Below are 25,756 nucleotides of genomic sequence, written 5' to 3' on the forward strand. Positions count from 1 at the left end.
CCCCCCCTAACTCTATAATACCTTGCTCAAAAACGCCTTGGTCCGCTCTTCCTTCGGATTTTCAAACAACTCCTTCGGAAGCCCCTCTTCCACAATAACGCCGCCGTCCATAAACAAGACCCGGTCCCCCACTTCTCTGGCAAAGCCCATCTCGTGGGTCACGACCACCATTGTCATGCCTTCCCTTGCAAGCTGCTTCATAACCTCAAGCACCTCACCGACCATTTCCGGGTCAAGCGCCGAGGTGGGCTCATCAAACAGCATGATTTTCGGTTCCATCGCCAGTGCCCTGGCAATCGCCACCCGCTGCTTCTGCCCGCCGGACAAAGAGTCCGGATAAGCATCGGATTTTTCAGCAAGACCTACTTTCCGTAAGAGTTCCAGCCCCTTTTCTCTTGCTTTATCCGCTGAAACCTTCCTTACTTTCATTGGAGCAAGCATAATATTTTCTATCACCGATTTATGAGGAAACAAGTTAAATTGTTGAAACACCATGCCCACTTCGGTTCGGATTTCATTGATATTCGTGTTTTTATCAGTAATATCGCTGCCTTCAATCCAGACATGACCGCCAGTAATGGGCTCTAGCAAATTCAAACAGCGGAGGAAGGTTGACTTCCCCGAACCGGATGGCCCAATGACGACCACTACCTCTTGGGGCTTTACCGTCACATTGATATTCTTTAAAACTTCATTTTGACCAAAACTCTTCTTTAGATTTTTCACTTCAATCATTGTACCGCCAACCTTCTTTCAAGTCGTGATAACAGTAAGCTTAATGAGAAAGTTAACACGAGATAGATGACCGCAGCTGTTAGGTAAGGCTCCCACACGCGGTAGTACTGCCCTTGCATGGCTTGTCCCCAATACATAAGCTCCTTTGCTGCTATAATGCCCGCTAAGGAGGAATCCTTGATTAAGACAATAAACTCATTTCCCAAAGGTGGGATCATTCTTTTAAAAGCTTGCGGCAGGATGACATTTCTCATGGCCTGCACATGATTCATCCCAAGCGAGCGGGCGGCTTCCATTTGTCCTTTATCAATGGATTGGATTCCGGCTCTAAATATTTCGGCGACATAGGCTGCAGAATTTAATGAGAGAGCCGTAATGGCGGCAACAATTGCATTTGTTTGTCCCATAACGATCGGAATAAGCCCAAAATGAACCAATAATATTTGTACCAATAAAGGTGTCCCACGGAAAAACGTGATATAGACATTGAATGGAAAGGCAATCCACTTGTTATTAGACATCTTTCCCAGCCCTATAAATAGCCCAAGTACGCAGCCAATCAATATACTAACAATTGATAGTCCGATGGTCAGCAATGTTCCTTTTGCAAAAAATGGAGCATACTCCGCAAGTAAATCCCAACGAATATCCATCTCTAAAATCCCCCTAATCTTGAACCTAGCAGTCTGTCTAATTATTATTCTAGGAATAAAAATTGCGTAACTGCCGATTTGGAAGAGTTACGCAATTTTATGTTACACATTATTTTTGTTGTTCCTTGATTTCCGTTAAATCGGGGTCTACCTTAAACCAATTTTTATAAATTTTCGCGTACTCCCCGTTTTCAAATACTTCTTTTACAGCTTTATCGAATTCTGCCTTTAACTTGCTGTCCTTAGCAAACAACAATCCATAGAATTCTTTATCAAAAGCCCGTTCATCCTCAATGATAACGAAATTCTCATTTGGATTATTTTTAACATACTCCTCGATTACGGTGTTATCAGCGACTACAGCATCTGCGCCCCCGCCTTTTAGCTCCATAATCGCTAGATTGTTATCTTTAAATTTCTTTAGGTTTTTATTTTCTGCCCCAAGAAGCTTCTCAACCGCTTCTTGCCCTGTTGTTCCATTTTGAACAGCCACCACTTTATCTTTTAAATCTGCAGCGCTTTTAATCGGGCTATCTTTCGGAACCATGATTTTATTGGTAGATAGGAAGTATGGAACCGAAAAATCATAGGTTTGTTTACGGTCATCATTGATGGTAATAGCAGAAATACCGATATCGGCAGTTTTTCCTTTAATTTCAACAAATAATGGATCCCAGCCAACGTGTTTAACCTTTACTTCATATCCTGCTTCTTTTGCCACCGCCTTGATGAAATCAATATCAAACCCAACAACTTCTCCTTTATCCTGATATTCAAATGGTGCATATGCGGCATCCGTTACTACTTTAAGCGTCTTATCTTCTCCCCCGCCGGTCTTGCTTGTACCACAAGCCGAGAGGATCAACACAAACGCCGCCACTACTACTGTTAGTGCCAATTTGCACTTTTTCATTTTCATTAGAACTTCGTACCCCCCTAAGATATTTTAGTAAAATGATTTTTTGTAATTTTAACAATATTTAGAATACATAAAATTATAACCGTTTTTGTTTCTATATTCAATAGTTTTATTTTTTACTATAGTAAAACACTAGATCTTAGTGATACAGATATTATCCCAGTGAAACTGGGCCATTTTTACCATCTTACGCTGAAGTAGTTTAAAACATGCCCTCCTCTTTCATTTTTATTTGGGCATTCGCCGTTTCCTTACAATCACCCCAGAATAATTTATAGGGTATTTATCACATAAGGAGAGATGCCCTGATGAATCCGTATGGCCAATACCAGCTGCCGCATACGCCGCTAGAATACCACTACCATTCCTATGTTCCTGTTGATCAACTAAATTCCTATTTGCCTCAAGAGCAATTGAACCCGTTTGTTCCCCAGGAGCAATTTGACCCTAACCGGCAGCCACAGCAGCTTGAGCGCAGAGTAAGTCAGATTGAAAGAGAACATAATCGCCAGCAAAGAGAATTGGAAAGACTTGAACGTGACGTAACCCAATTACAACGGAGGTTACAGCGCGTGAATCAGCGTCTTCGTGCAGTGGAGAGAAGGTTTAACTTCCCATTTACACCGTTCGATGGGGAATATTAGGATGAAGAATCGGGAAATACCCGGTTCTTTTTTTCCTACTTACATTAGGCCTTACATAAATCGAATGTAAGAAAATCTAACATATTCAATGTAATTTTTTTCTGTTTTTAATAAACTAAAAGAAAACAAAAAAGCGGGAGGACTGACATGGAGAGTGATTCATCTTATAAGAATAAAAAAGTAATTAACATCGGCATAGTCAGAGAACTTACTGGCCTTTCAGAAAGACAAATCCGCTATTATGAAGAACGGAAACTGATTTTTCCAGATCGGACACCAGGCGGCAGCAGGAAATATTCTTTTGCAGATGTCGAGCTATTAGTGGAAATCGCCAACAAAATTGAAGACGGTGTCCAAACTCATGAAATTCGAAAAGAAATGCTGCGCTCCCAAAAGAAGCAAAACCCAGAGGAAATCAGAAGGAAAATGATTCAAGGACAGTTGAATGCCCAATTTGGATTCCGAAAAGGCCCTTATTCCTAATGAGGGTCTTTCATATGGCCTTGGATTGAAATTATTCCCCCGTTTATCTTTTGCCTCAGCCCCCTAAAAAACTATGTTATATATCCTTACACAATTATAGAAATAAATCTTACATACATGTAAAAATACGATTATAGCTAATGTGCAAACAATTAAAAGGGGGAGCAAAAATGGATACTACTTTTTTAATGAACAGTCTTTGGGTAATGGTTAGTACTGTACTTGTCATCCTAATGATCGGGGGGTTTATCCTGCTAGAAACAGGTTCTACTCGTATGAAGAATGCCGGACATATTGCCGGAAAAACAATTCTCACGTTTGGGATTGCCTCCATCATGTTCTGGGCTGTAAGTTATGGTCTAATATTTGGCACCGGTAATTCATTAATTGGCTTTTCTGATTTCTTTTACTCTGGTTATGATGTCGAAGGCTTAGGGCTTTCCGGACCAGTGTTCTTTCTATTCCAACAGGCCTTTGCCGGAATTTCATTGACCATTGCTTTTGGCGGTTTCGCCGAACGGGCAAAACTAGGTGCCTATCTTGTATTTTCCGTTCTTTTTTCCATCATAGTCTATCCACCGATTGCCCACTGGATTTGGGGCGGCGGCTGGCTGGCAGAGCATGGCAAGCAAGATTTTGCTGGATCCACTGTCGTTCATTTAACCGGAGCCATGGCTGCATTTGCCGCAACCATTATCCTCAAACCCCGAATTGGAAAATACAATAAAGATGGTTCAGCTAATAATCTTGCAGGACATAACCAGGTTTTCACTGCTTTAAGCGTGCTCTTGCTTTGGGTAGGCTGGTTCGGTTTTAACGCGGGAAGTACTATTTCTGTTGACGGTGCCTTCTTCGGATTTGTTGCTGTGAATACAAACCTAGCAGCCGGTGCCGGAGTGATTGCAGCCATGATCATTTCCTGGATTGTCTTAGGTAAAGCAGAAGTGCAAATGATGCTAAACGGAGCATTGGCAGGCTTGGTGGCGATTACGGCATCCTGCGCATTTGTCGATACATGGGCTGCTGTGCTAATCGGTTTCATCGCTGGAATTTTGGTCTTCTATAGTAGTAGGTTTTTTGAAAAGAAAAAAATAGACGACCCGATCGCCGCCCTTTCGGTTCATGGTGCAGCGGGAGTGTGGGGAACATTATCGACTGGATTTTTTGCTACTCCAGAATTGGCAACAGTCGGCAATAAAGGATTATTTTATGGTGGAGGTCTCCATCAGCTCGGAGTGCAAGCATTAGGTGTGCTAGTTTGTGGCAGTTTTGCATTTATTGTATCCTTTATCCTCTTATCCGTCATGAAAACAATGATGAACGGATTGCGGGTATCGGAAGAAGAAGAGATGGTCGGTCTCGATGTAAGTGAGCATGGAAGCTACGGATATCCGGAAATGGCAAAATCGGAAGAAAAATCAGGCAAAAAGGAGAATTTTATTCATCCACAGCCAAAGTTAAACGCATAGGCACTGCCTCTCAAGCCATTCCATCTCTTACTCACAAGGGATGGAATGGCTCATTTCAAATTGGGAAGCAGTAAAATTAGAACTCCCAACCAGCTACACAATCATCCGTCATATCGTGAAAAAAAGCAGGCTCTGCTTTCTTGGATCAGCCAATACCTTACTACAGTAGAATAATAAATTCATTCTTTCTCACCCTAATATTCTATAAAATGAACATCCCCACTTATTGACAGTAAGCTTCTATACTACTAGTTTTCCCTCTCCATATCCCACCTTGAAAAAGGACAGAATTGCCACGCAAAAAAAATTTTTCAAAAAACAAAAATTCCGCTTAACCTTATGAATACAAGGTTGTAAACGCTACCAATTTATTTAATTAGTTTGAATTGTCAGATTTTTGTGTTGACCCTGCTTGAAAATGGGTGTAAGATTATCGAAAATAGTTTCTAATCTGGTAAGTCCTTAGTTCCTCAGCCTATGTAAATCGCTGGGTCGGGGCTCTTATTTTCAAATTTTATTTTATTCAATTAATGCGTTTTATCATTAAAAGGAGTGGTAATGTTGGGAAGTCAATGGATATTCCTTGGCGGACAATTCGTCAAGAAAGAGGATGCTGTTGTATCAGTTTTTGATCATGGTTTTTTATATGGAGACGGAGTATTTGAAGGCATTCGTGTTTATAACGGCAACGTCTTCAGGCTCGATGCCCATCTAAAAAGACTGTTTGAATCAGCACAATCCATTATGCTGAGGATTCCGTATACACAGGAGGAAATGACGCAACTAATTGTTGACACCGTTAGAAAAAATGAACTTGAAAGTGCATATATCCGCGTCGTCGTTTCCCGCGGTAAAGGAAATCTCGGACTTGACCCATCTTCCTGCGCCAATCCAAATGTGATCATCATTGCTGAGGAATTAACGATGTATCCGAAGGAATTTTACGAAAACGGCATCAAAATTGCATCCGTTCCAAGTAGAAGAAATCGTCCGGATGTGTTAAGCCCACAGATTAAATCGTTGAATTACTTAAACAATATCCTTGTTAAACTCGAAGCGAGCCAGGCCGGCGTACAGGAAGCCTTAATGCTCAATGACCAAGGCTATGTAACCGAAGGCTCGGCTGACAATATCTTTATTGTAAAAAATGGCGTCATTAAAACTCCTCCCGTTTACTTGGGGGCATTAGAAGGAATTACACGAAACGCGATTATCGATGTCGCAAGAGCGAAGGGCTACGAGGTACAGGAAGCCCCATTCGGAAGACATGATGTTTATGTGGCCGATGAAGTATTTTTAACAGGGACAGCAGTTGAGGTCATTGCCGCCATTAATGTTGACGGCCGTACGATTAGTAACGGAAAACCAGGACCTGTGACGAACGACCTATTGGCAGAGTTTAGAAAAATAGTAACTACCGATGGAGTGGCTTGCTACCCTGAAAGAGCAAACCAGGCTGTTGTCAGTTAGGAGATTATAAAGATGCGAAGCGATATGATAAAAAAGGGGATTGATCGTGCCCCCCACCGAAGCCTTTTATATGCAACCGGAGTTAAAACAAGTGACTTAGACAAACCGTTTATCGGCGTCTGCAACTCCTATATCGATATTATTCCAGGGCATAAGCACCTGAACAAATTCGGTGAGATTGTCAAGGAAGCCATCCGCGAAGCCGGCGGCATCCCATTCGAATTTAACACAATCGGTGTTGATGACGGAATTGCCATGGGCCATATTGGGATGCGCTACTCGCTGCCAAGCAGAGAGATTATCGCCGACAGCGCAGAAACCGTAATTAATGCCCACTGGTTCGACGGAGTTTTCTACATTCCAAACTGTGACAAAATCACGCCGGGCATGTTGATGGCGGCGGTAAGAACCAATGTTCCGTCCGTATTTGTCTCGGGCGGCCCGATGGAGGCCGGTGTTTCTTCTACCGGTAAGCAGCTGTCCCTCACCTCTGTATTTGAGGGAGTCGGCGCTTACCACAGCGGGAAGATGTCCGCCCAGCAGCTGTTGGAAATCGAAACAAGCGCCTGCCCGACTTGCGGTTCTTGTTCGGGAATGTTTACCGCTAACTCGATGAACTGCCTAATGGAAGTCCTCGGTATGACGGTCCCTGGTAATGGCACAATCGTCGCTACTTCTGAGGAACGACATGAGTTAATCCGCCAGGCGGCACGACATCTGATTGAATTAGTGAAAAAAGATATTCGTCCACGCGATATGGTAACAAGAGAAGCGATTGATAATGCTTTTGCACTTGATATGGCCATGGGCGGCTCCACGAATACGGTGCTACATACACTGGCCATCGCCCATGAAGCAGAAATCGAATACGATTTACGTGACATTAACAAAATTGCTGAACGAGTCCCTTATCTGGCAAAAATTATGCCGGCATCCGATTATTCCATGGATGATGTCCATCGTGCCGGCGGCGTCAGCGCGATTCTCAACGAACTTTTTAAAGTGGAAGGTGCCTTGCATAAGGGCTGCTTGACGATTACCGGCAAAACGCTCGAAGAAAATGTGAAGGATGCAACAATAACAAACGAAACTGTCATTCGGACAAAAGACAATCCGTACAGCCCTGTTGGCGGCCTGTCCATCCTGTACGGAAATATTGCTCCAGATGGCGGTGTCATCAAGGTTGGAGCTGTTGATCCCTCCATCAAAACCTTCCTTGGTGAAGCCATTGTGTTTGAATCTCAGGAAGAAGCACAGGAAAATATTAATAATGGTACTGTAAAGCCAGGCCATGTCGTGGTGATTCGCTACGAAGGCCCGAAAGGCGGACCAGGAATGCCGGAGATGCTCGCACCTACCTCCGCTATCGCCGGACGCGGACTTGATAAAGAAGTTGCCTTGATTACCGATGGCCGCTTCTCAGGAGCCAGCCGGGGAATCTCGATTGGCCATATTTCTCCGGAAGCAGCAGAAGGCGGGCCAATTGCCTTCGTTGAAAATGGCGACAAAATCTTGATTGACCTTGAAGCACGATCGATTGAGCTGCTCGTTGATGACGAGGTTTTAGCCGAGAGACGCGCGAATTGGATAAAGCCGGAGCCAAAGATCAAGACTGGCTATTTGGCAAAATATGCAAAGCTTGTTACATCTGCCAATACCGGCGGAATTATGAAAATCTAGTTTTTTCTGGGGTTCGAGGTTACCTCCCTCCCCTTTTTGAAAAATTCATAGAAAAATCGATGACGGGAATAAAGGTTTAGGAATTGGTATTTTCAGAGAGCTGGGGTTGCTGGAAGCCCAGTAATACCTCCTAATCCGACATCATCCCTGAGTGTTAATCTGAACGGTTTTAAACTCAGTAGGTTTAACCGGGTGTTCTTGCACACCTGTTACAAAAAGAAGCGTTATAAGATTCGTTTTCGCTTCATAAGGCAGCATTCGTAAGGATGCTGTAAAACCGGGTGGTACCGAGAAATGAAAGACCTTTTCTCCCCGAACATTCTGCTTTTGATGTATTTGACTGCAGCAATTCGGGGGGTATTAGGTCTTTTTTATTTGTTGTTTAAGCAAAACACAGCCATATGCTGAGTTTTTCAAATATTCAATCACACTTAAGGAGGGAATTACGACGTGAAAGTAGAAGCAAAGCTGGAGTTCCAAACCAGTACCGCACCAAAAACAGGTGCAGACCTTCTGATTGACCTATTAATCAAAGAAGGTGTTGAGACAATTTTCGGGTATCCCGGAGGTGCCGTCCTGCCGATTTATGATGCGATTTATCGGGCACGAGGCTCCATCAACCACGTTCTCTTCCGCCATGAGCAAGGCATGATTCACGCTGCGGAGGGCTATGCCAGAATTACGGGGAAACCGGGAGTCGTCATTGGAACTTCAGGGCCTGGAGCAACGAACTTGGTAACCGGAATTACAGATGCAATGATGGATTCCTTACCGCTCGTCGTATTTACCGGTCAGGTTGCACGGTCGGTAATCGGAACGGATGCCTTTCAAGAGGCGGATGTCATGGCGATTACCACACCGATTACAAAGCATAATTATCAGGTACAATCTGTTGCCGACCTGCCAAGAATCGTGAAAGAAGCTTTTCACATCGCTTCTACAGGACGGCCGGGGCCAGTCCTCGTCGATGTACCAAAGGATATATCTTCGGAAGTTTTATCAATGGTGCCGGAGGAGGTTAGCATTCATTTGCCAGGCTACCAGCCAACCTATAAACCAAATCCATTGCAAATCAGAAAATTGGCAGAGGCCCTTCCAAAGGCGAAAAAGCCGGTGATCCTTGCCGGTGCCGGCGTGCTTCACAGTCAGGCATCTGCCGAATTAACCACTTTTGCCGAAAAACATCATATTCCGGTTGTCACTACCCTGCTGGGACTGGGAACATTCCCTGCAGACAGCCCATTGTCTTTAGGAATGGGCGGCATGCACGGAACCTATACGGCAAACATGGCCTTATATGAAAGTGATTTATTAATCAATTTCGGCGCCCGCTTCGATGACCGGTTAACTGGCAACTTGAAGCACTTTGCGCCATTTGCCAAGGTCGCCCACATTGATATCGATCCGGCGGAAATCGGGAAAAATGTACCAACGCAGATTCCAATTGTTGCCGACGCCAAGGTGGCCCTAACACAATTGCTTGACGAGGCGGTTGCTTCGCCGGAATGTGCAGAATGGCATGAAAAACTGACTCAATACAAAAAGGATTTCCCTCTTTGGTATAAGCTCGATTCGAGCGGCATGAGCCCGCAATGGCTGGTTGAGGCGATTCATAAGGTCACCAAGGGCGAAGCAATTGTCGCAACCGACGTCGGACAGCACCAAATGTGGGCAGCCCAGTACTACACCTTTAACAAGCCTCACCGCTGGATCACTTCAGGCGGACTTGGCACAATGGGCTTCGGCTTTCCGGCTGCGATCGGCGCGCAAATGGCCGCACCTGACGCTACCGTCGTGGCGATTGTCGGTGACGCAGGTTTCCAAATGACATTGCAAGAGCTTTCCGTCATTTACGAACGAAACCTGCCTGTCAAAATTATTATCGTCAACAACGGCGCACTGGGAATGGTCCGCCAGTGGCAGGAGCTGCAATATGAAAATCGCATCTCGGAGTCCATACTCCAGACACAGCCTGATTTCGTCAAACTTGCGGAAAGCTACGGCATCCGCGGGGCAAAAATCGATAATCAGGAAGACCTGGTTGCCTCCCTGCCAGAATTAATGGCTTACGATGGCCCTGTACTGATTGATTGCCGCGTCCTTCAGAAGGAAAAAGTTTTTCCAATGATCGCGCCTGGCAAAGGGCTTCATGAAATGATTGGGGTGAAACCACAATGAAACGAATAATTTCACTAACCGTCCAGGACCGCAGCGGCGTCCTGAACCGGGTTACCGGGGTCCTGCAACGGCGCCAATTCAATATCGCCAGCATCTCGGTCGGCCCAACAGAAACAGAAGGTGTCTCGAAAATGACGCTTGTTGTCGATGTTGAAGATGAACAGCGGCTTGAGCAGGTTACGAAACAATTAAACAAGCAAATTGACGTATTAAAGGTTTCTGATATTACCGATAAAGCGATTGTCGTTCGCGAGCTCGCCTTAATTAAAGTGGCCAGCAGCGCCCAGCTTCGCGGCGAAATTAACGGGATTATCGACCCATTCCGCGCCATGATTATTGACGTCAGCAAAGACAGTCTGGCCGTGCAGATTACCGGCCGCCCGGATAAAATCGATGCCCTGATTGAATTGCTTCGTCCCTATGGGATTAAAGAGATTGCCAGAACCGGCTTGACCGCCTTCCAACGCGGGCATCAGCCGCAAGGAAATGAACTATCTGCTACTTACCTACTAAAATAAAACGCTCATTTTTGAAAGGATGATTATAATGGCTAAAGTATTATATAACGGAGATATTCAAGAAGAAGTTTTACAAGGGAAAAAGATTGCCATCATCGGCTATGGCTCACAGGGTCATGCTCACGCTCTTAACTTAAAGGAAAGCGGCTTTGATGTTGTTGTCGGTTTGCGTCAAGGAAAATCCTGGGATAAAGCAGTAGAAGACGGTGTTGAGGTTACGACTGTAGCGGAAGCAACTGCCCAGGCAGATGTTGTTATGGTGCTTTTACCAGACGAAATGCAGCCGAAGGTTTATGAAGAAAGCATTAAACCTAATCTCCAGGCTGGAAATGCACTAGTGTTTGCCCATGGATTTAACATTCATTTCAGCCAGGTTGTCCCTCCTGCTGATGTTGATGTATTCCTGGTAGCGCCAAAAGGCCCAGGACACTTGGTTCGCCGTACTTATACCGAGGGTGCCGGGGTTCCTGCCCTTTACGCGGTATACCAAGACTACACTGGTCAAGCGCGCGATGTTGCCCTTGCATATGCAAAAGGGATTGGTGCAGCACGTGCAGGTGTCCTAGAAACGACATTCCAAGAGGAAACCGAAACAGATCTATTCGGCGAACAAGCGGTTCTTTGCGGCGGTACTACTGCATTAATCAAAGCTGGCTTCGAAACGTTGGTTGAAGCAGGTTACCAGCCAGAAGTCGCTTACTTCGAATGTTTGCATGAATTGAAATTAATCGTTGACCTGTTATATGAAGGAGGCTTGGAGAACATGCGCTACTCCATCTCCGACACTGCCCAGTGGGGAGACTTCGTTTCCGGACCGCGTGTTGTCAATGAAGATACAAAAGCTCGCATGAAAGAAGTATTAAAGGATATCCAAACCGGTGCGTTCGCAAAAGGCTGGATCTTGGAAAACCAAGCCAACCGTCCGCAATTTAACGCAATCAACCGTGCCGAAAATAACCACCCAATTGAAGTCGTCGGCCGCGAGCTTCGTGCGTTAATGCCATTTATTAAAAAGCCTGTAAACCAGAAGAAGGAAGTGGTGGTACATGGTTCACGTTAACATCTTTGATACAACCTTACGCGATGGTGAGCAGTCCCCTGGTGTAAATTTAAACCAGCTTGAAAAATTGGAAATTGCCAGACAGCTAGAGCGGCTTGGCGTTGATATTATGGAGGCCGGTTTTCCGGCTTCCTCTAAAGGAGATTTCGAAGCGGTCAGAGCGATTGCCCAGACAATCAAGAATTCTTCGGTTACCGGCCTGGCACGCGCCACTAAATCAGACATTGACATTGCGTGGGATGCGTTAAAAGATGCAGCAGAACCAAGGTTGCATGTGTTCATCGCCACCTCCCCTATCCATATGCAATATAAGTTGTTGAAAACACCTGACGAAGTCGTGCAGACAGCAGTAGACATGGTCTCGTATGCAAAAAAGAAGTTTACCCATGTGGAATGGTCAGCGGAGGATGCCTCCCGTTCCGACTTGGACTTTCTGGTGCGTATCATTACACAAGTGATTGATGCAGGTGCAACAGTGATCAACCTGCCGGATACAGTAGGCTATACAACACCTGCCGAATATGGCCAGATGTTCCGCTATATCCGCGAGAACGTGCCAAATATTCATAAGGCCGCCCTTTCCTGTCACTGCCATGATGACTTGGGAATGGCTGTTGCCAACTCGCTAGCGGCAATCGAAAACGGAGTGACCCAGGTCGAAGGCACGATTAACGGCATCGGCGAACGCGCCGGCAATGCTTCTTTAGAAGAAATCGCTGTTGCAATAAATATTCGCAAGGATTTCTATCCGTACACAACCAATATGGTTTTAAAAGAAATCAAACGCACCAGCGACTTGGTAAGCCGCTTCACCGGCATGAAGGTTCCCGGCAATAAGGCTGTTGTCGGCAAAAATGCCTTTGCCCATGAATCTGGGATACACCAGGATGGCGTGCTGAAGAATGCATTAACCTATGAAATAATTACTCCTTCGATGGTAGGCGTCGGCTCGAATGATCTTGTTCTTGGCAAGCACTCCGGACGCCATGCTTTTAAAGACAAAATCGAGCATATGGGCTTTACGCTTTCTCAAGAAAAGCTGAATGAAGCATTCCAGTCGTTTAAGCAATTGACTGACCGCAAGAAGGAAATTACCGACGAAGATTTATTTACAATTTTAACTGATATTCAAACGGCAACTGTTGATGTGAAAAAATATGAGTTGCTTGCCTTCCAGGTACAGTATGGGTCAGCCAACCTGCCGACTGCCACAGTGGCTTTGATGACCCCTGAGGGTGAGCGTGTGGAAACCGCCCGCACCGGCGGCGGAAGCGTCGAAGCTTTATACAATACGTTGGAGGCCCTCGTGAGCGAGGAAATACATCTAACCGATTTCAATTTAAGCTCTGTAGGACGCGGACGGGATGCCCTCGCAGAAGCACATGTAAAAATGACCGTAAACGGTGTAAGTGTAAGTGGCCGCGGCTCATCCCAAGATGTCTTGGAGGCCACCGCTAAAGCATTCATCAACGCTGTGAACCGTGTATTCTTTACAAACGGGGCCGTCATTAAAGAACCGGCGCTTTAAAGAAATTTTTAAAAAATAAGGAGGTTGCTTCTCATGAAAAAACGAATTGTTTTACTTCCCGGTGATGGAATCGGCAAGGAAGTTATGAGTTCCGCAAAAGAAGTGTTAACTGCAATTGCTGAAGAGTATAATCACTCCTTCAGCTTCGAAAGCCATGAAATCGGAGGAGCAGCCATTGACCAATACGGCACTCCTCTTCCGGCAACCACTGTAGATGCCTGCAAGCAGGCGGATGCCGTATTGCTTGGAGCGGTCGGCGGGCCGAAGTGGGATCAAAACCCTTCCCACCTCCGTCCTGAGCGAGGATTGCTCGGAATTCGCAAAGCCCTTGATTTATTTGCGAACCTGCGCCCGATCAAAGGCTTCAAAAACCTGCTCCATGCATCGCCATTAAAGGAAGAAATCGTTGCCGGCAGCGACCTCCTTATTGTCCGTGAACTGACTGGCGGAATCTACTTTGGTTCCCCAAGCGAGCGGCGGGATAATGGCCAGTCGGTAGTTGATACACTTGCTTATACCCGTTACGAGATTGAAAGAATCGTAGACAAAGCGTTTCAGGCCGCCCGCGGACGCCGCGGACGCCTTACTTCGGTTGATAAAGCCAACGTGCTCGAGTCGAGCAAGATGTGGCGCGAGGTTGTCGAGGAAAAGAAGGCGGAGTACCCGGATGTTGCCGTTGAGCATGTACTGGTCGATGCCGCTGCGATGAAGTTGATCATAAACCCGTCTCACTTTGATGTGGTTGTGACGGAGAACATGTTTGGCGACATCTTAAGTGATGAAGCCTCCGTGTTAACAGGCTCCCTTGGGATGCTCCCGTCTGCTTCCTTGAATGAAGCGGGTGTCGGCCTTTACGAACCGGTTCACGGCTCGGCACCGGACATCGCCGGTAAGGGCATTGCCAACCCGGTTGCGATGATTCTATCAACGGCGCTGATGCTCCGTTATTCCTTCCAATTAGAAGAAGAAGCGAAAATCATCGAGGCCGCTGTTCAATCGGTTCTGGATGCCGGCTACCATACGGCTGATTTGCAAATTCCAAATGGCCGCCGGGTCGGAACTGAAGAGATGACAAAATTGATTGTTGACTTTATCAGGACACAAAACGCCTCTAAGTGTATTGCAAGCTGTTATTATTAATAAATGATTCGGTGACCGCCAGGCTGGGCAGGAATGGCCTGGCGGTTTACTCTAAAAACAATAAAAGCAAAAAATCCATAAACGTGAGGAAGGAAGCTATGCACAATCCAAAGAATATTATCCAAAAAATTTGGGAACAGCATGTGGTCCATCAAGAAGAAGGAAAGCCGGATTTACTTTATATTGATTTGCACCTCGTTCATGAAGTAACCTCTCCTCAGGCTTTCGAGGGCTTACGATTGAACGGCCGCAAAGTCCGCCGGCCGGAACTTACTTTTGCAACAATGGATCATAACATTCCAACCCGGCAACGCCAAGTTATCAATGACCCGATTTCGAAAAAGCAAGTCGATACATTGCAGCAAAACTGTGAGGAGTTCGGAATTACCCTTGCAGATATCCACCATCCCGATAACGGCATCGTTCACGTCATCGGCCCTGAGTTAGGTCTGACACAGCCCGGAAAAACCATTGTTTGCGGCGACAGCCATACCTCTACACATGGAGCATTCGGTGCGCTCGCTTTCGGGATCGGAACAAGCGAGGTGGAACACGTTCTTGCCACGCAAACGCTTTGGCAGGCTCCTCCAAAAACAATGAATGTAAAAGTGAACGGAAAGCTTGGGACAGGCGTGACAGCCAAGGACTTAATCCTTGCGATTATCGGAAAGTTCGGCGTCAGATTTGGAACAGGCTATGTTATTGAATATACCGGAGAAGCGATCCGCGGATTTTCAATGGAAGAACGGATGACCGTCTGCAACATGTCCATTGAAGGCGGGGCACGGGCTGGGCTCATTTCCCCTGATGAAACAACAGTGGAGTATTTGCGCGGCAGAAAACATGTTCCACAGGGAGAGGCATTTGAGGAAGCGGCAGCCCATTGGAAGGCGCTTGCCACCGATGAAGGTGCTACCTACGATACAGTCGTAGAAATCGATGCAGCTGAAGTTGAGCCGCAGGTAACGTGGGGAACAAATCCCGGCATGTGTATCCCGGTAACTGCAAATGTGCCAAGTCCAGACGAAACGGATAAGCCTTCTGAAAAGGATGAAATCGTACGTGCTCTGGAATACATGGGACTTCAAGCTGGACAGCCCATTTCCGATGTTAAAATTGATCATGTATTTATCGGTTCCTGCACTAACTCCCGGTTAAGCGACTTGCGGAAGGCTGCCGAGATTATCCGCGGCAAGAAAGTCAACCCTTCGGTAACAGCCATTGTTGTCCCAGGTTCCTTCAGCGTCAAGCTGTCCGCAGAAAAAGAAGGATTGGACCAGGTCTTTAAAGATGCAGGGTTCGAATGGCGCGATGCCGGATGCAGCATGTGTCTTGGCATGAATGATGATATCATTCCATCCGGGGAACGCTGTGCTTCGACATCAAACCGCAACTTTGAAGGACGTCAAGGAAAAGGCGCGCGCACCCATCTGGTCAGCCCTGAAATGGCAGCCGCTGCGGCCATTGCCGGCCATTTTGTCGATGTCCGAAAGTTTACAGCTCAGGAGGTTGGTTAATCTATGGAACCTTTACGTACGCTTCAGGGCCTTGTCTGCCCATTAAACAGAACGAATGTTGATACTGACCAAATTATTCCGAAGCAATTTTTAAAGAGAATTGAACGCAGCGGGTTTGGACAATTCCTGTTCTATAACTGGCGGTTTGATGACGATGGAAATCCCAACCCTGACTTTCCATTAAATCAACCGCAATACAAAGGGGCATCCATCTTGGTTGCCGGCGAAAACTTTGGCTGCGGCTCCTCCCGTGAGCATGCGCCGTGGGCGATTCAGGACTTTGGCTTTAAGGTCATTATCGCTCCAAGCTACGCCGATATTTTTAAAAATAATACGGTGAAAAACGGCATCCTTGCCATCCAAGCCAGTGATGAGCAAGTGCAAACCATCATGAAAAAAGCGGAAACGGAAGGTTACTCCTTGACAATAAACCTCGAAGAACAAAAGGTTTATGACAACGAGGGCTTCCAATTCCAATTCGATATCGCTCCATATCCGAAGGAAATGCTGTTAAATGGCTGGGATGAAATTGGCGTAACCTTAACGTATGAAGATAAAATTGAGCAATATGAGCTTACGCATAAATAGTAAAAAATGAGCTTGGACACCATTCCAGGCTCATTTTTTTTCTTCTCACACATTGTCCAAAATATTTTGAGTCGATGTTTCTTCATTAAACGTTAGCACCTCATCGGCCGGCTGGTAGGATTCACCATAGAATTGTTGATCCTTATAAGTGTGAATTAAATTATAGGTCTTCTTCATCGCTTCAAAAATCATTTCTTCAGACTCATTATTTGGTGCCCAATAGAGGATTTCCATTTTGTTCACTTCATTGGTTGCAAGCGATCTTCGTTCATACCCTATGGATTGGGCATGTTCAAACCCATTCCGTTTATAGAAACGCAGCCTTTTTTCCGTGTCGCTGTCTTCGTAGTTGACAGGTTCAACCTCCAGTATAATCGGCTTTCCTTTTTGCTTCAATTTTTCTAATAGCTTGTGTCCCAACCCCTGCCCACGGGCATCCTTGGAAACAAACAGATAATCTATGAAAATAAAGTCGTTAAGCTCAGCGTACATTAGCACATGATAGCGTCCCTCTTCTTTGTGATAAATGTCGGAACGTTCTTTCAGTAAAGTATCCATGTGCTCCTTTGACTTCATTTCTTCAATTGGAAAGTATTGATTAAGCTTTTCATACCAATGCATGCCATCACTCCTTTAAGAGTATTCTTACTATTTACTGAAAAAAATTATTATTCTTATTGAAAAAATGAGCAGAAAGAATGAATTCTGCTCATTTTTTCTGGCTAAAATTCTGGTAGTCGATCAAGGTTATTTTCTTTAATACCGTCGGGTTCGCTGCGAATGATATCCCTGCGATACTTGTGAAAGACGCCGACATGGGCGATGTTTCCGGCTTTAGCTTCATCCAATGCAGTCAGGTAATCCAGTTCCCTGCCGGTATTGGTTTTGAAGGCAATAATATCCCCTTCATCATTCTTCTTAACGGCGACAAACTCTTCCTTACCATTAGGATTACTAGGACCCGCCTCCATTTGGGCTTGCTGCTCGCTTTGCTGCCGATATTGCTGATAAATTTTTTCAAAGTCCTTTTGTTCCAAAAATTCCACCTCCGAACATTTGTTAGTATTTTTATTTTTCGAGAAAATATGCTTCATAAACTGTCAAAAAAAGTTCAGAAAATGGTTGTTTTTTCCTGTGTTATACTTTACCTATAATTGGGGGCGATCGAATGGAAGTACAGGAGGGAAATGCTTGGTTTTACATCCGCGATCATCAGCAGCAAGGACCCGTTGGACTATTTGAGCTAAAAAAGCTTTTAGAACAGGGAATTTTAACACGGGACAGTTTTGTTTGGAACAAAGATTTGGACTGTTGGCATCCGGCCAAAACGCTTGATTTACTGTCAGAGTCAGATTTTCAGGATGAGTCAGGGGGAATAATCAACTATGCTGCAGGTTGGATGGAAATTGCAAAGGATACCTATCCCAACGGAAGGCCCATTGTGCGTTATTTGGCCAGATTCTTTGACCTCTCATTATTTTCATTATTTGTCATTACTTTCTTCTCGATTTTTAAGCCGCATTTTATCGCAGATTCGTCAGCAATCTTTATTTTTATGCTGTGCCTGATCCTCTATATTTTAGTAGAAGCTGTGATCCTATCAATCTTTGGGAATACGCTGGGAAAATCATTATTAAACGCTCGAGTAAGAACGGTTACAGGGGTACCGATTGATTTCTTTACTGCTCTTAAACGAAGTATTTTTGTAAATGCTGCCGGGATGGGGTTCGGCGTACCATTTATCAATATTATTTGTTTCCTATTCTCCTATCGGGATTTAAAGGAACATGGCATCGCTACCTGGGACAAACATATAGGTACTGTTGTTCTGTACGGAAAAGTCAGTACAGCACGCCTTGTTGTCGTAAGCCTATTTCCAATTGCCCTGCTCATCGCCGGAATCACCATCTAGATTTTCCTGTTGCCCAGTCTTTTGTGAATCACTGAACAAAAAGAAGCCCTTCCATACACTATGGAAGGGCTTTTAGCTATTGCAAGGACATTTGGGCACTTAATGTCCACCCTAGGTGGACATTTGTTCACTAACGGTGCCTGACACCTCTTTTACGTTTTTCATAATTAAAAGCATGATATAGATGATTATGATGTTTAGCGCCAGGACTAGTATAAGGACAACGGGACTGACTTGGATGCCGTTGGCGATTTGCAGGATGACCATTGCTGACAGGGCTGTGAGCAGGGTGATTTCTTTGATGATGAGTATGGGTGCCAAGAGGTATCCGAATGGTTGTTTCCGGATGATGAGTATTCCCGCCATGATTCCCACCGGAACGATAAAACCGAGATCAAGTGCTTGAATGACCAAAGTGGTATAATGCTCAAGCCCTTCGGGGGGCGTTTGATTAAAAAGCGGCGGGATGATTCTACCAAGCCACATGATTCCGAATACGATGGATGCCAACAACAAAAACCCGCCAATAAATTTAACCGGAAGCTTTTCTGAGAAAGCCCCGGGCAATCGTTGAATATCAAACGACATCATCTCCATCGTGAACGCAAAGAAGGCTGCTGACATCAGCAGTACATAAACAAGGAACAACGGGTTATACATGGAAAGAAATGAATACGAGGCATAGGTATAGAAAAAATAGCCCAATGTCCCGGTTAGTAGTAATCTTCCCTTAAGCGAGTTCTCTCTCGCCCAAAATAGTGAAAGCACCAGTAGCGGAACACCTAAAATCAAGGTGACATAATCCTGGGCAATCGCCTGTGAAGCCATTGCAACGGAATCATGCTGATAAAGCCCTTTTCCGTAAATGCTGACAGTTTCTTTGAAAATAGTTTGGTGTTGGAATGCCCCTGGACCTTGCTTGGATAGAATGGCAGTCAACGTTGCAGCAACGGAAAAAACCGAAATGATCAGGACAAGGATACTGACTGTTTTTTGACTTTTCATCACAAAAACCTCTCTTCAAAAAATTTTGAAGATGTTATATTCTCTGTTTTTCTACTCTTATGTTAACTCATTGCACGATATTTCCCCATTACGGATAAAGCTGTTCACAAAAGATTCAGAATTCAAACCAAAAAAGACCGAACTCTACACCAGTCCTGTTAATCCTTTGTTTTTGTTTTTGTTTTTAGGATTTTGTTATCCTTGCTGGTAATCGTGATTTCGTATGTTTCAATTAAAAAAATTATGTCCGAAGGCTATAATACTGTTATTAGGTACCTTCTTTTGGGGTGAAAAACAATGCTGAATTTAAAGAAAACACACGATCCGCGTAAAAATGCTGACCTGCTTTCGCAAATTACCAAGAAACAATTAGACCTTAAAGCGGCTGTCCTGGAAGCTCAGCAACTTTTCGAGCAGTGCAGGACCAAGGTCATTTCACCCCTGCATAATAGTCCCGCGACTAGGCCGCTCCCTTTTAAGGAAAAAGCAGCTGAAAGACTGTTTCGGCTTTTGGCACAGCCTTCAAAGGTCTTGGAACCAACCAGGATTTCCGTAGATTCTGCCGGCATTGTGAATCCAGACTGGAAGGCAAGGCTAGACCGGGAATTTCATCTGCTTACCACTGAAATAGCTAAAGAAGTCAATGTAACTGATTTCGGTGCAATCGGGGATGGAAAAACGGACAGTACGAAAGCATTTCAAAGAGCAATTGGAAACGGCAGGGTAAAAGTACTTGTGCCCCAAGGTGTTTATGTTGTGAAAGAAATCCGGCTCCCATCGTGGACTCAACTTGTTGGTGCCGGAAAAGGGGTTACCACCATCAGGCTGCATGATCAAGCACCGAAGGGAACAAGACTTGTTACCAACGCAAGCCATTGGCGCGGAAACCACCATATTCTGGTCCAAGGGCTTAGCCTTAATTGGAATGTCGAACGCCTTGGTGATGCGGCCAAAACCAGCACATGGGGCAATCATTCCAGCTGTCTCACTTACGCCAACGTTACTTATGGCTGGGTAAAGGAGGTTGAAGCCATCAACCCGGGCCTGCACGGTTTTGACATCACATCAACGCTGTACAATTATGCCGGGGACGGCTATCGTGCCCGCGGCGGCAGCAAGTACGTTTGGCTCGACAATTTGACAGGCTATGGCTTCGGTGACGACGGGATTACCACCCATCATAGCGATTATATCCTGATATCCAACTGTCACACGTGCGACCCGAGTGGTCGCGCCCATAAAAAAGGTTTTTCAAATTCGAACGGGATTGAGGTCGACGACGGTTCCAGGAATGTGGTGCTCGTCAATAATTCAACGGCCAGATGCTTTGGCGGCATTGAGATAAAGGCCCATCAGAATTCATCAGCGGCCTCAAACGTGATCATTGTCGGGCATATTTCCTTGAATGATAACCGATCATACAACTTTCGCCATATCGGCCACCACAAGAGCACCGATGCCGAATCAAAGTCGGCTTATAATATTATCGCGGTAAACTTAGCCTCGATTGCACCGGTTTTTACAGACCTTTATAAAGGATCGGCACCGCGGGGTCTGGTTGTTTCCGCCTATAATAATGTCGTCATCAATCATTTTACCTTAATCGGAGACCTGGATTATGATTACAAAGGCAACCCGGTGGCGGCGATACAATATCGGGCAAGAAAGGTTGTACTGCAGAATGTTTCTATAAAAAATTTTAAAACTGCCGGAGCGGGGATTAAAGTGTTCGGAGGCCAAAATAAGGCTGATGATGTAAAACTGAAAAACGTTGCAATGGATCATTCCAAGTCTGCAAAATTTTTAGTAGGCAAAGGGGTTCATAATATGGAAATTGAATAAATTGGCATCTAGTTTCTTAAATGTATGTCGAGAAAAAGGAGCCTGCTCCTGCAATCTTGGTTAATTAGATTGCAGGAGCAGGCTCCTTTCATCATTCTGATTAAAGCATTTTTTCAATAACCGAATTGGCAGTCAATTCTTTGTTGTGTGCCGATTGATTGAAGGTCCTTTTAAAATACTCCACATATAAAAGGTCCAGAAGGTAAAGCTGTGAAATTTTTGCTGTTAAACTGCCGCCTTGGAGCGGACCTTCATTGGCCCCGCAGAGCAATGTGATGTCGGCATAACTGGTTAATGGCGACTTGGCGAACCGTGTGATAGAAATGATTTTTGCTCCCCGCTCTTTAACGACCTTTGCGACATCAATAGTATCCTTCGTTGATCCTGAATAAGAAATTAACACCGCAACATCCTTCGGCGTCATCAGCGCAGCCGACATTATTTGGAGATGTGAATCAAGCGAGCATTCCGTTTTATTGGTAATACGTATAAACTTATTCTTGGCTTCCATAGCCGTCATAAGCGATGCTCCCACTCCAAAAAAATGAATTCTATCTGCTGCAATCATATAATCGATTGCCTTTGAGATATCCTTTTCATTTAATAGGTTCCGGGTCTCCGTTAAGGCGCTAACCGTTGTGGTTAAAATCTTCGAAGACAGCTCCTCGACGGAATCCTGCATCGTAATCTCCCCAGAAAGCTGAGGAGTGCCTTCACCTTGTGATATGCTGTGGGCCAATACGATTTTAAATTCCTGATACCCTTTAAGATTCATAGTCTTACAAAACCTAAAAACACTCGACTCACCCACATTGCAGGCATCCGCAAGGTCGGTAATCGACATATATAGAACATCCTTTGTATGTTCCAGGATGTAATCTGCAACTTTTTTTTCCGTATTCGTAAATGCATTGTATCTTGAACGAATGAGTGAAAAAATATCTACATTTGCCATGTTGCACCCCTTCTAATTCTCACTTCGCAAATGAAGTGAAACTGCCCCTAACATTCCAGCTTTATTTCCTAACGAAGCTTTCATTATTTTCACTTCAGAAAAGCTTTCCATAATTAATTCTTTCACTTTAGCAGAAACCTTTTCTACCAGAAAATCTTGCTCCATGACCCCGCCGCCCACAATAATGGCAGGAGGGTTAAAAATGTGAATTAATGAAGCCAACCCAAGCGCTGCTTCCTCTACCCATGCGTTAAGCACATTTAATAAAGCGGTATTCCCTTGTTTAATTTTCTCAAAAATAACCTTGCCATTTGTGCATTCCGGGTCAATTTCTAATGCCTTTCTTACCAGGGCAGTTGTGGAAGCATAGGTTTCATAACAGCCATGCCCGCCGCAATTGCAGTCATTGCCTTGGGGATGGGTAATGATATGGCCGAATTCTCCGGCAACCCCCTTAGCTCCTTTGTAAACCTTTGAATCAACGATAATCGCTCCGCCAATCCCAGTTCCATATGTCAAGCAAAGAAAATCAGTAAACTCCCGGCCGGCACCAAAGTACTTTTCACCCAACGCCGCTGCATTTACATCATTTTCCACTTTAACAGGAACATGAAATTTTTCCTCAAAAATCGCTTTTAATCTTGTCCCGGTATAGTCAGGGATATTTTCATTGGCATAAATGATATACCCTTCATCGCTGTCAACCTGACCGGCGGTGCTGATCCCAATCGCATCATATCCACTAAAATCTGATATAATCTCGATCAGCTTTTCTACTATATATGGCCCGCCCTTTTTACTTTCAGTATCATATTCTTTAAATACATCGATTTTTCCTGCTTCATTAGAGAGACAAAGCTTAATCGAAGTCCCTCCAATATCGACTGCTAATATTTTCACTTTATTCACCCTCTGCTTTTACACGTTAGGAGAACTAAATCCCACGAGAAACTCGAGGGATTTAGTTCTGAAAAAAATTTTCTCCATTATTGGATAGCGTTGACAAATCTTTTCGTAATTTCCATAGGTCTTGTAATCGCCGTGCCTACCACAGCTGTATAAACGCCTAGGTCGAAAACAGTCTTTAATGCGTCAGGGGTCCAAATACCGCCCTCGGCAATAACCGGTACCGGTAGCTCACTAACTAATTTACTAAGCATATCGGTATCTGGCAATGCTTTTCCTTTTGTGTATGCCGTATAACCGCTCAGCGTTGACCCCACACAGTCAAAGCCAAGTTCATAGGCCTTCTTTCCTTCTTCAAAAGTGGAACAATCGGCCATAAAGAGTTGATCTTTATATTTTTCTCTTATTAGCGGAAAAACTTCTTCGATCGTCTTGCCGTCAGGCCTGATTCTATTGGTTGCATCTAGTGCAATGATATCGACACCTTCTCGATAAAGAAGATCAATTTCCTCCATTGTAGGTGTGATAAACACATCAGATCCTTCATAGACACGCTTAATGATTCCAATGATCGGCAAATCAACCGTCTTCTTGATTTCCCTTATGTCTTCGACACTATTGGCACGAATGCCGCTTGCCCCTCCAAGTTTAGCCGCATACGCCATTCTTCCCATAATATATGGGCTGTGCAACGGCTCCTCAGGAAGTGCCTGGCACGAAACAATTAACTTTCCTCTAAGCTGTTCGAAAATTTTATCCTTATGATCCATTTAAAGCATCTCCAAGTTAAATTTTATCCCTTTTCTGCCCCAATTGCTAAGCCTTTAGTAAAATATTTTTGGAAGCAGATAAATATTACGAGCATCGGAATTGCTGCAACAGTAGCTCCTGCCATCTTATAGGCAAAGTTTGGATTTAGGTCCTGCATTAACGATGCAATACCAACCATTAATGTTTTGGATTCTTCACTCTGTCCAACAACTAGCTGCCATAGGTAATCATTCCATACCTGAACAAAGTTTAGAATAAATAATGCACCAATACCTGGTTTTACAATTGGCATAATAATTTTATAGAAGGTATAAAACTCCCCTGCACCATCCATTTTGGCAGCTTCTCGTAAAGAATCAGGGATTGAATCGAAGAACCCTTTAAGCAAGAATACTCCAAAAGCAGTTGCGACGTTCGGCCAAATCATACCATTTAGAGAATTGACCATACCCAAGTCTTGAATAATTCTGAACAAAGGAACAATCATAACCTCTTTTGGGATCATTAAACTAGAAATAAAGATAATATAGATTACATTTTTCCCTTTAAAATGAAGCTTTGAAAAAGCATAGGCTGCCATGGAACTGAATACGATAACCGCGACAGTTGAAACAAGTGATACAATAATACTATTAAATGTCCACTGCAATGCCGGCTGGTTTTGGAACACATCGACATAGTTGTCGAAGGATATCGTTTTTGGGAACCAATCCGGCGGCATTTTGATAACATCCGAACTGTTTTTTAATGAACTGGTAAATAGCCAGTAAAGCGGAAATAGGTTTAAGATTGCAAAGAAAAGAATTATCACGTTTGCTACTACGTCAACCGTTTCTCTTTTTCTTTTATTTTTATTTTTAGACATGCTATGTCACCTCAATCCTTTTTAAACATTGCTCTTAATTGTGGAACCGATAGCACTAATGTAATTAAGAACATAATGACACCGACAGCAGAAGCAATACCAAGCTGATTAAACTTAAAGGCGTTATTATATAAGAAGTACATAAGTGTTGTTGATGCATTGTTTGGTCCGCCGCCAGTTAAGAGTTGGATAACAACGAATATTTTTAATACAGCAATAATATTCATAATGATGATATAAATGGTTGTAGGCTTTACCAAAGGAATTAAGATTTTGAAAATGATGGTCGTACGGCTGGCGCCATCGACTTCTGCCGCTTCAAATAATTCCTTCGGAACCCCAATCATTGACGCTATATAAAGTATGATCGCTTGACCAACGTTAGTGGCAAAAGTTACAAAAATGATGACAGGTAAAACCGTTTTGGGATTACCCAGGAAGTTGACAGATGACATTTCCATTTGTTTGGCGATATAAGGAATAAGACCATTGGCCGGGTTTAATAAAAAGCTCCAGACCATACTCATGACGACCATTGAAACCATAACTGGGATGTAATAGCTTCCTCTAATAAACGAGACATATTTCGCGTTTTTATCAAACACAGCCGCAGATACGAACATGGCAAATGCAACCGTTAAGGCCACGATAAAAACAACAAAGACAACTGTATTAAGAGTGGATTTTACAAAAACCGGGTTTTGGAATAATTTTTGATAGTTTTCAAAACCGACAAAGACTTCATTTGTATAATTAATCCTGTATAAGCTTAACCGGATTCCTTCAATAATAGGATAAACGAGGAATACCAAGAACAGGATGAGCTGTGGAGCAATAAACAGGTACCCTGTCATATTTTCTTTTAAAGCATGTTTGTTAAACTTCATAAGAATCCTTAACCTTTCTAAAATTAAAGCC

The 25,756-nt window shown here is 44.2% G+C and carries 25 protein-coding genes; 14 read left to right on the plus strand and 11 right to left on the minus strand.

Features of this window, described 5'->3' with window-relative positions; all coding sequences use genetic code 11:
* Positions 1-12 precede the first annotated feature (12 nt).
* The 3 genes from M3234_RS08950 to M3234_RS08960 form a co-directional block, all read right to left on the minus strand.
* The gene (locus M3234_RS08950) at positions 13-735 is read right to left on the minus strand and encodes an amino acid ABC transporter ATP-binding protein (RefSeq protein WP_262304391.1); all 723 of its coding nucleotides are present in this window, start codon (positions 733-735) and stop codon (positions 13-15) included.
* On the minus strand, positions 732-1,388 hold the full coding sequence (locus tag M3234_RS08955; RefSeq protein WP_262304392.1) for an amino acid ABC transporter permease: 657 nt from the start codon (positions 1,386-1,388) through the stop codon (positions 732-734). The genes M3234_RS08950 and M3234_RS08955 overlap by 4 nt, the downstream gene beginning before the upstream one ends.
* A gap of 109 nt (positions 1,389-1,497) precedes the next feature.
* On the minus strand, positions 1,498-2,301 hold the full coding sequence (locus M3234_RS08960; protein WP_262304504.1) for a basic amino acid ABC transporter substrate-binding protein: 804 nt from the start codon (positions 2,299-2,301) through the stop codon (positions 1,498-1,500).
* Between the two features lie 314 nt (positions 2,302-2,615).
* Here M3234_RS08960 and M3234_RS08965 point away from each other — a divergent pair, with 314 nt between their 5' ends.
* From M3234_RS08965 to leuD, 12 genes are all read left to right on the plus strand, one after another.
* Positions 2,616-2,951: a hypothetical protein gene (locus tag M3234_RS08965; RefSeq protein ID WP_262304393.1), complete on the plus strand. Its 336-nt coding sequence runs from the start codon at positions 2,616-2,618 to the stop codon at positions 2,949-2,951.
* Between the two features lie 147 nt (positions 2,952-3,098).
* Entirely contained in the window at positions 3,099-3,434 is a 336-nt protein-coding gene (locus tag M3234_RS08970) for a MerR family transcriptional regulator (RefSeq protein ID WP_262304394.1), read from the plus strand.
* Between the two features lie 170 nt (positions 3,435-3,604).
* On the plus strand, positions 3,605-4,903 hold the full coding sequence (locus M3234_RS08975; RefSeq protein WP_262304395.1) for an ammonium transporter: 1,299 nt from the start codon (positions 3,605-3,607) through the stop codon (positions 4,901-4,903).
* Positions 4,904-5,464: 561 nt separating this feature from the next.
* Positions 5,465-6,373, plus strand: a complete 909-nt coding sequence (gene ilvE, locus M3234_RS08980) for a branched-chain-amino-acid transaminase (RefSeq protein ID WP_262304505.1) — start codon at positions 5,465-5,467, stop codon at positions 6,371-6,373.
* Positions 6,374-6,385: 12 nt separating this feature from the next.
* Positions 6,386-8,053: a dihydroxy-acid dehydratase gene (gene ilvD, locus M3234_RS08985; RefSeq protein WP_262304396.1), complete on the plus strand. Its 1,668-nt coding sequence runs from the start codon at positions 6,386-6,388 to the stop codon at positions 8,051-8,053.
* 450 nt (positions 8,054-8,503) lie between these two features.
* Positions 8,504-10,231: an acetolactate synthase large subunit gene (gene ilvB / locus M3234_RS08990; RefSeq protein WP_262304397.1), complete on the plus strand. Its 1,728-nt coding sequence runs from the start codon at positions 8,504-8,506 to the stop codon at positions 10,229-10,231.
* The gene (gene ilvN, locus M3234_RS08995) at positions 10,228-10,749 is read left to right on the plus strand and encodes an acetolactate synthase small subunit (RefSeq protein WP_262304398.1); all 522 of its coding nucleotides are present in this window, start codon (positions 10,228-10,230) and stop codon (positions 10,747-10,749) included. The genes ilvB and ilvN overlap by 4 nt, the downstream gene beginning before the upstream one ends.
* Positions 10,750-10,777: 28 nt before the next feature.
* Positions 10,778-11,809, plus strand: coding sequence for a ketol-acid reductoisomerase (ilvC, locus tag M3234_RS09000; protein ID WP_262304399.1), 1,032 nt, complete (start codon positions 10,778-10,780; stop codon positions 11,807-11,809).
* A complete protein-coding gene (locus M3234_RS09005) occupies positions 11,796-13,337 on the plus strand; it encodes a 2-isopropylmalate synthase (protein WP_262304400.1) in 1,542 nt (513 codons plus the stop codon). The genes ilvC and M3234_RS09005 overlap by 14 nt, the downstream gene beginning before the upstream one ends.
* Positions 13,338-13,370: 33 nt before the next feature.
* Entirely contained in the window at positions 13,371-14,477 is a 1,107-nt protein-coding gene (gene leuB / locus M3234_RS09010; protein WP_262304401.1) for a 3-isopropylmalate dehydrogenase, read from the plus strand.
* 98 nt (positions 14,478-14,575) lie between these two features.
* Complete coding sequence (gene leuC / locus M3234_RS09015; protein ID WP_262304402.1) at positions 14,576-15,994, plus strand: 3-isopropylmalate dehydratase large subunit; 1,419 nt, start codon at positions 14,576-14,578, stop codon at positions 15,992-15,994.
* A gap of 3 nt (positions 15,995-15,997) precedes the next feature.
* Positions 15,998-16,582 carry a 3-isopropylmalate dehydratase small subunit gene (leuD, locus tag M3234_RS09020; RefSeq protein WP_262304403.1) on the plus strand — a complete coding sequence of 195 codons (585 nt, stop codon included), beginning with the start codon at positions 15,998-16,000 and terminating at the stop codon, positions 16,580-16,582.
* Positions 16,583-16,627: 45 nt separating this feature from the next.
* Here the strand turns inward: leuD and M3234_RS09025 are convergent, their stop codons facing one another.
* Together M3234_RS09025 and M3234_RS09030 are read right to left on the minus strand one after the other, a co-directional pair.
* On the minus strand, positions 16,628-17,203 hold the full coding sequence (locus M3234_RS09025; protein WP_262304404.1) for a GNAT family N-acetyltransferase: 576 nt from the start codon (positions 17,201-17,203) through the stop codon (positions 16,628-16,630).
* A gap of 101 nt (positions 17,204-17,304) precedes the next feature.
* Positions 17,305-17,619 (minus strand): DUF3892 domain-containing protein, encoded by a 315-nt coding sequence (locus M3234_RS09030; RefSeq protein WP_262304405.1) that lies wholly within the window; start codon positions 17,617-17,619, stop codon positions 17,305-17,307.
* A gap of 131 nt (positions 17,620-17,750) precedes the next feature.
* On the opposite strand from M3234_RS09030, the gene M3234_RS09035 reads away from it, so the two are divergent.
* Positions 17,751-18,494, plus strand: a complete 744-nt coding sequence (locus M3234_RS09035; RefSeq protein WP_262304406.1) for an RDD family protein — start codon at positions 17,751-17,753, stop codon at positions 18,492-18,494.
* 111 nt (positions 18,495-18,605) lie between these two features.
* On the opposite strand, the gene M3234_RS09040 is transcribed toward M3234_RS09035, so the two are convergent.
* Entirely contained in the window at positions 18,606-19,499 is an 894-nt protein-coding gene (locus tag M3234_RS09040) for a hypothetical protein (protein ID WP_262304407.1), read from the minus strand.
* A gap of 297 nt (positions 19,500-19,796) precedes the next feature.
* Between M3234_RS09040 and M3234_RS09045 the strand changes: the two genes are divergently transcribed.
* Positions 19,797-21,341 carry a glycoside hydrolase family 55 protein gene (locus tag M3234_RS09045; protein WP_262304408.1) on the plus strand — a complete coding sequence of 515 codons (1,545 nt, stop codon included), beginning with the start codon at positions 19,797-19,799 and terminating at the stop codon, positions 21,339-21,341.
* Positions 21,342-21,441: 100 nt separating this feature from the next.
* Here M3234_RS09045 and M3234_RS09050 read toward each other — a convergent pair whose 3' ends face one another.
* From M3234_RS09050 to M3234_RS09070, 5 genes are all read right to left on the minus strand, one after another.
* Complete coding sequence (locus tag M3234_RS09050) at positions 21,442-22,296, minus strand: MurR/RpiR family transcriptional regulator (RefSeq protein ID WP_262304409.1); 855 nt, start codon at positions 22,294-22,296, stop codon at positions 21,442-21,444.
* 12 nt (positions 22,297-22,308) lie between these two features.
* Positions 22,309-23,196 (minus strand): ROK family protein, encoded by an 888-nt coding sequence (locus M3234_RS09055; RefSeq protein ID WP_262304410.1) that lies wholly within the window; start codon positions 23,194-23,196, stop codon positions 22,309-22,311.
* Between the two features lie 86 nt (positions 23,197-23,282).
* Positions 23,283-23,972: an N-acetylmannosamine-6-phosphate 2-epimerase gene (locus M3234_RS09060; RefSeq protein WP_262304411.1), complete on the minus strand. Its 690-nt coding sequence runs from the start codon at positions 23,970-23,972 to the stop codon at positions 23,283-23,285.
* A gap of 23 nt (positions 23,973-23,995) precedes the next feature.
* Positions 23,996-24,838 (minus strand): carbohydrate ABC transporter permease, encoded by an 843-nt coding sequence (locus M3234_RS09065; protein ID WP_262304412.1) that lies wholly within the window; start codon positions 24,836-24,838, stop codon positions 23,996-23,998.
* Between the two features lie 11 nt (positions 24,839-24,849).
* Positions 24,850-25,725: a carbohydrate ABC transporter permease gene (locus M3234_RS09070; RefSeq protein WP_262304413.1), complete on the minus strand. Its 876-nt coding sequence runs from the start codon at positions 25,723-25,725 to the stop codon at positions 24,850-24,852.
* Between the last annotated feature and the right edge of the window lie 31 nt (positions 25,726-25,756).

It is taken from the genome of Neobacillus niacini, from assembly GCF_023715785.1.
In the GTDB taxonomy this organism is placed as follows: Bacteria; Bacillota; Bacilli; order Bacillales; family Cytobacillaceae; genus Neobacillus; species Neobacillus niacini_E.

Coding starts and splice junctions, on each gene's coding strand:
- M3234_RS08950 (WP_262304391.1), bottom strand. CDS start 735: ATGATTGAAGTGAAAAATCTAAAGAAGAGTTTTGGTCAAAATGAAGTT.
- M3234_RS08955 (WP_262304392.1), bottom strand. CDS start 1,388: ATGGATATTCGTTGGGATTTACTTGCGGAGTATGCTCCATTTTTTGCA.
- M3234_RS08960 (WP_262304504.1), bottom strand. CDS start 2,301: ATGAAAAAGTGCAAATTGGCACTAACAGTAGTAGTGGCGGCGTTTGTG.
- M3234_RS08965 (WP_262304393.1), top strand. CDS start 2,616: ATGAATCCGTATGGCCAATACCAGCTGCCGCATACGCCGCTAGAATAC.
- M3234_RS08970 (WP_262304394.1), top strand. CDS start 3,099: ATGGAGAGTGATTCATCTTATAAGAATAAAAAAGTAATTAACATCGGC.
- M3234_RS08975 (WP_262304395.1), top strand. CDS start 3,605: ATGGATACTACTTTTTTAATGAACAGTCTTTGGGTAATGGTTAGTACT.
- ilvD (WP_262304396.1), top strand. CDS start 6,386: ATGCGAAGCGATATGATAAAAAAGGGGATTGATCGTGCCCCCCACCGA.
- ilvN (WP_262304398.1), top strand. CDS start 10,228: ATGAAACGAATAATTTCACTAACCGTCCAGGACCGCAGCGGCGTCCTG.
- ilvC (WP_262304399.1), top strand. CDS start 10,778: ATGGCTAAAGTATTATATAACGGAGATATTCAAGAAGAAGTTTTACAA.
- M3234_RS09005 (WP_262304400.1), top strand. CDS start 11,796: ATGGTTCACGTTAACATCTTTGATACAACCTTACGCGATGGTGAGCAG.
- leuB (WP_262304401.1), top strand. CDS start 13,371: ATGAAAAAACGAATTGTTTTACTTCCCGGTGATGGAATCGGCAAGGAA.
- leuC (WP_262304402.1), top strand. CDS start 14,576: ATGCACAATCCAAAGAATATTATCCAAAAAATTTGGGAACAGCATGTG.
- leuD (WP_262304403.1), top strand. CDS start 15,998: ATGGAACCTTTACGTACGCTTCAGGGCCTTGTCTGCCCATTAAACAGA.
- M3234_RS09025 (WP_262304404.1), bottom strand. CDS start 17,203: ATGCATTGGTATGAAAAGCTTAATCAATACTTTCCAATTGAAGAAATG.
- M3234_RS09035 (WP_262304406.1), top strand. CDS start 17,751: ATGGAAGTACAGGAGGGAAATGCTTGGTTTTACATCCGCGATCATCAG.
- M3234_RS09040 (WP_262304407.1), bottom strand. CDS start 19,499: ATGAAAAGTCAAAAAACAGTCAGTATCCTTGTCCTGATCATTTCGGTT.
- M3234_RS09045 (WP_262304408.1), top strand. CDS start 19,797: ATGCTGAATTTAAAGAAAACACACGATCCGCGTAAAAATGCTGACCTG.
- M3234_RS09050 (WP_262304409.1), bottom strand. CDS start 22,296: ATGGCAAATGTAGATATTTTTTCACTCATTCGTTCAAGATACAATGCA.
- M3234_RS09060 (WP_262304411.1), bottom strand. CDS start 23,972: ATGGATCATAAGGATAAAATTTTCGAACAGCTTAGAGGAAAGTTAATT.
- M3234_RS09065 (WP_262304412.1), bottom strand. CDS start 24,838: ATGTCTAAAAATAAAAATAAAAGAAAAAGAGAAACGGTTGACGTAGTA.
- M3234_RS09070 (WP_262304413.1), bottom strand. CDS start 25,725: ATGAAGTTTAACAAACATGCTTTAAAAGAAAATATGACAGGGTACCTG.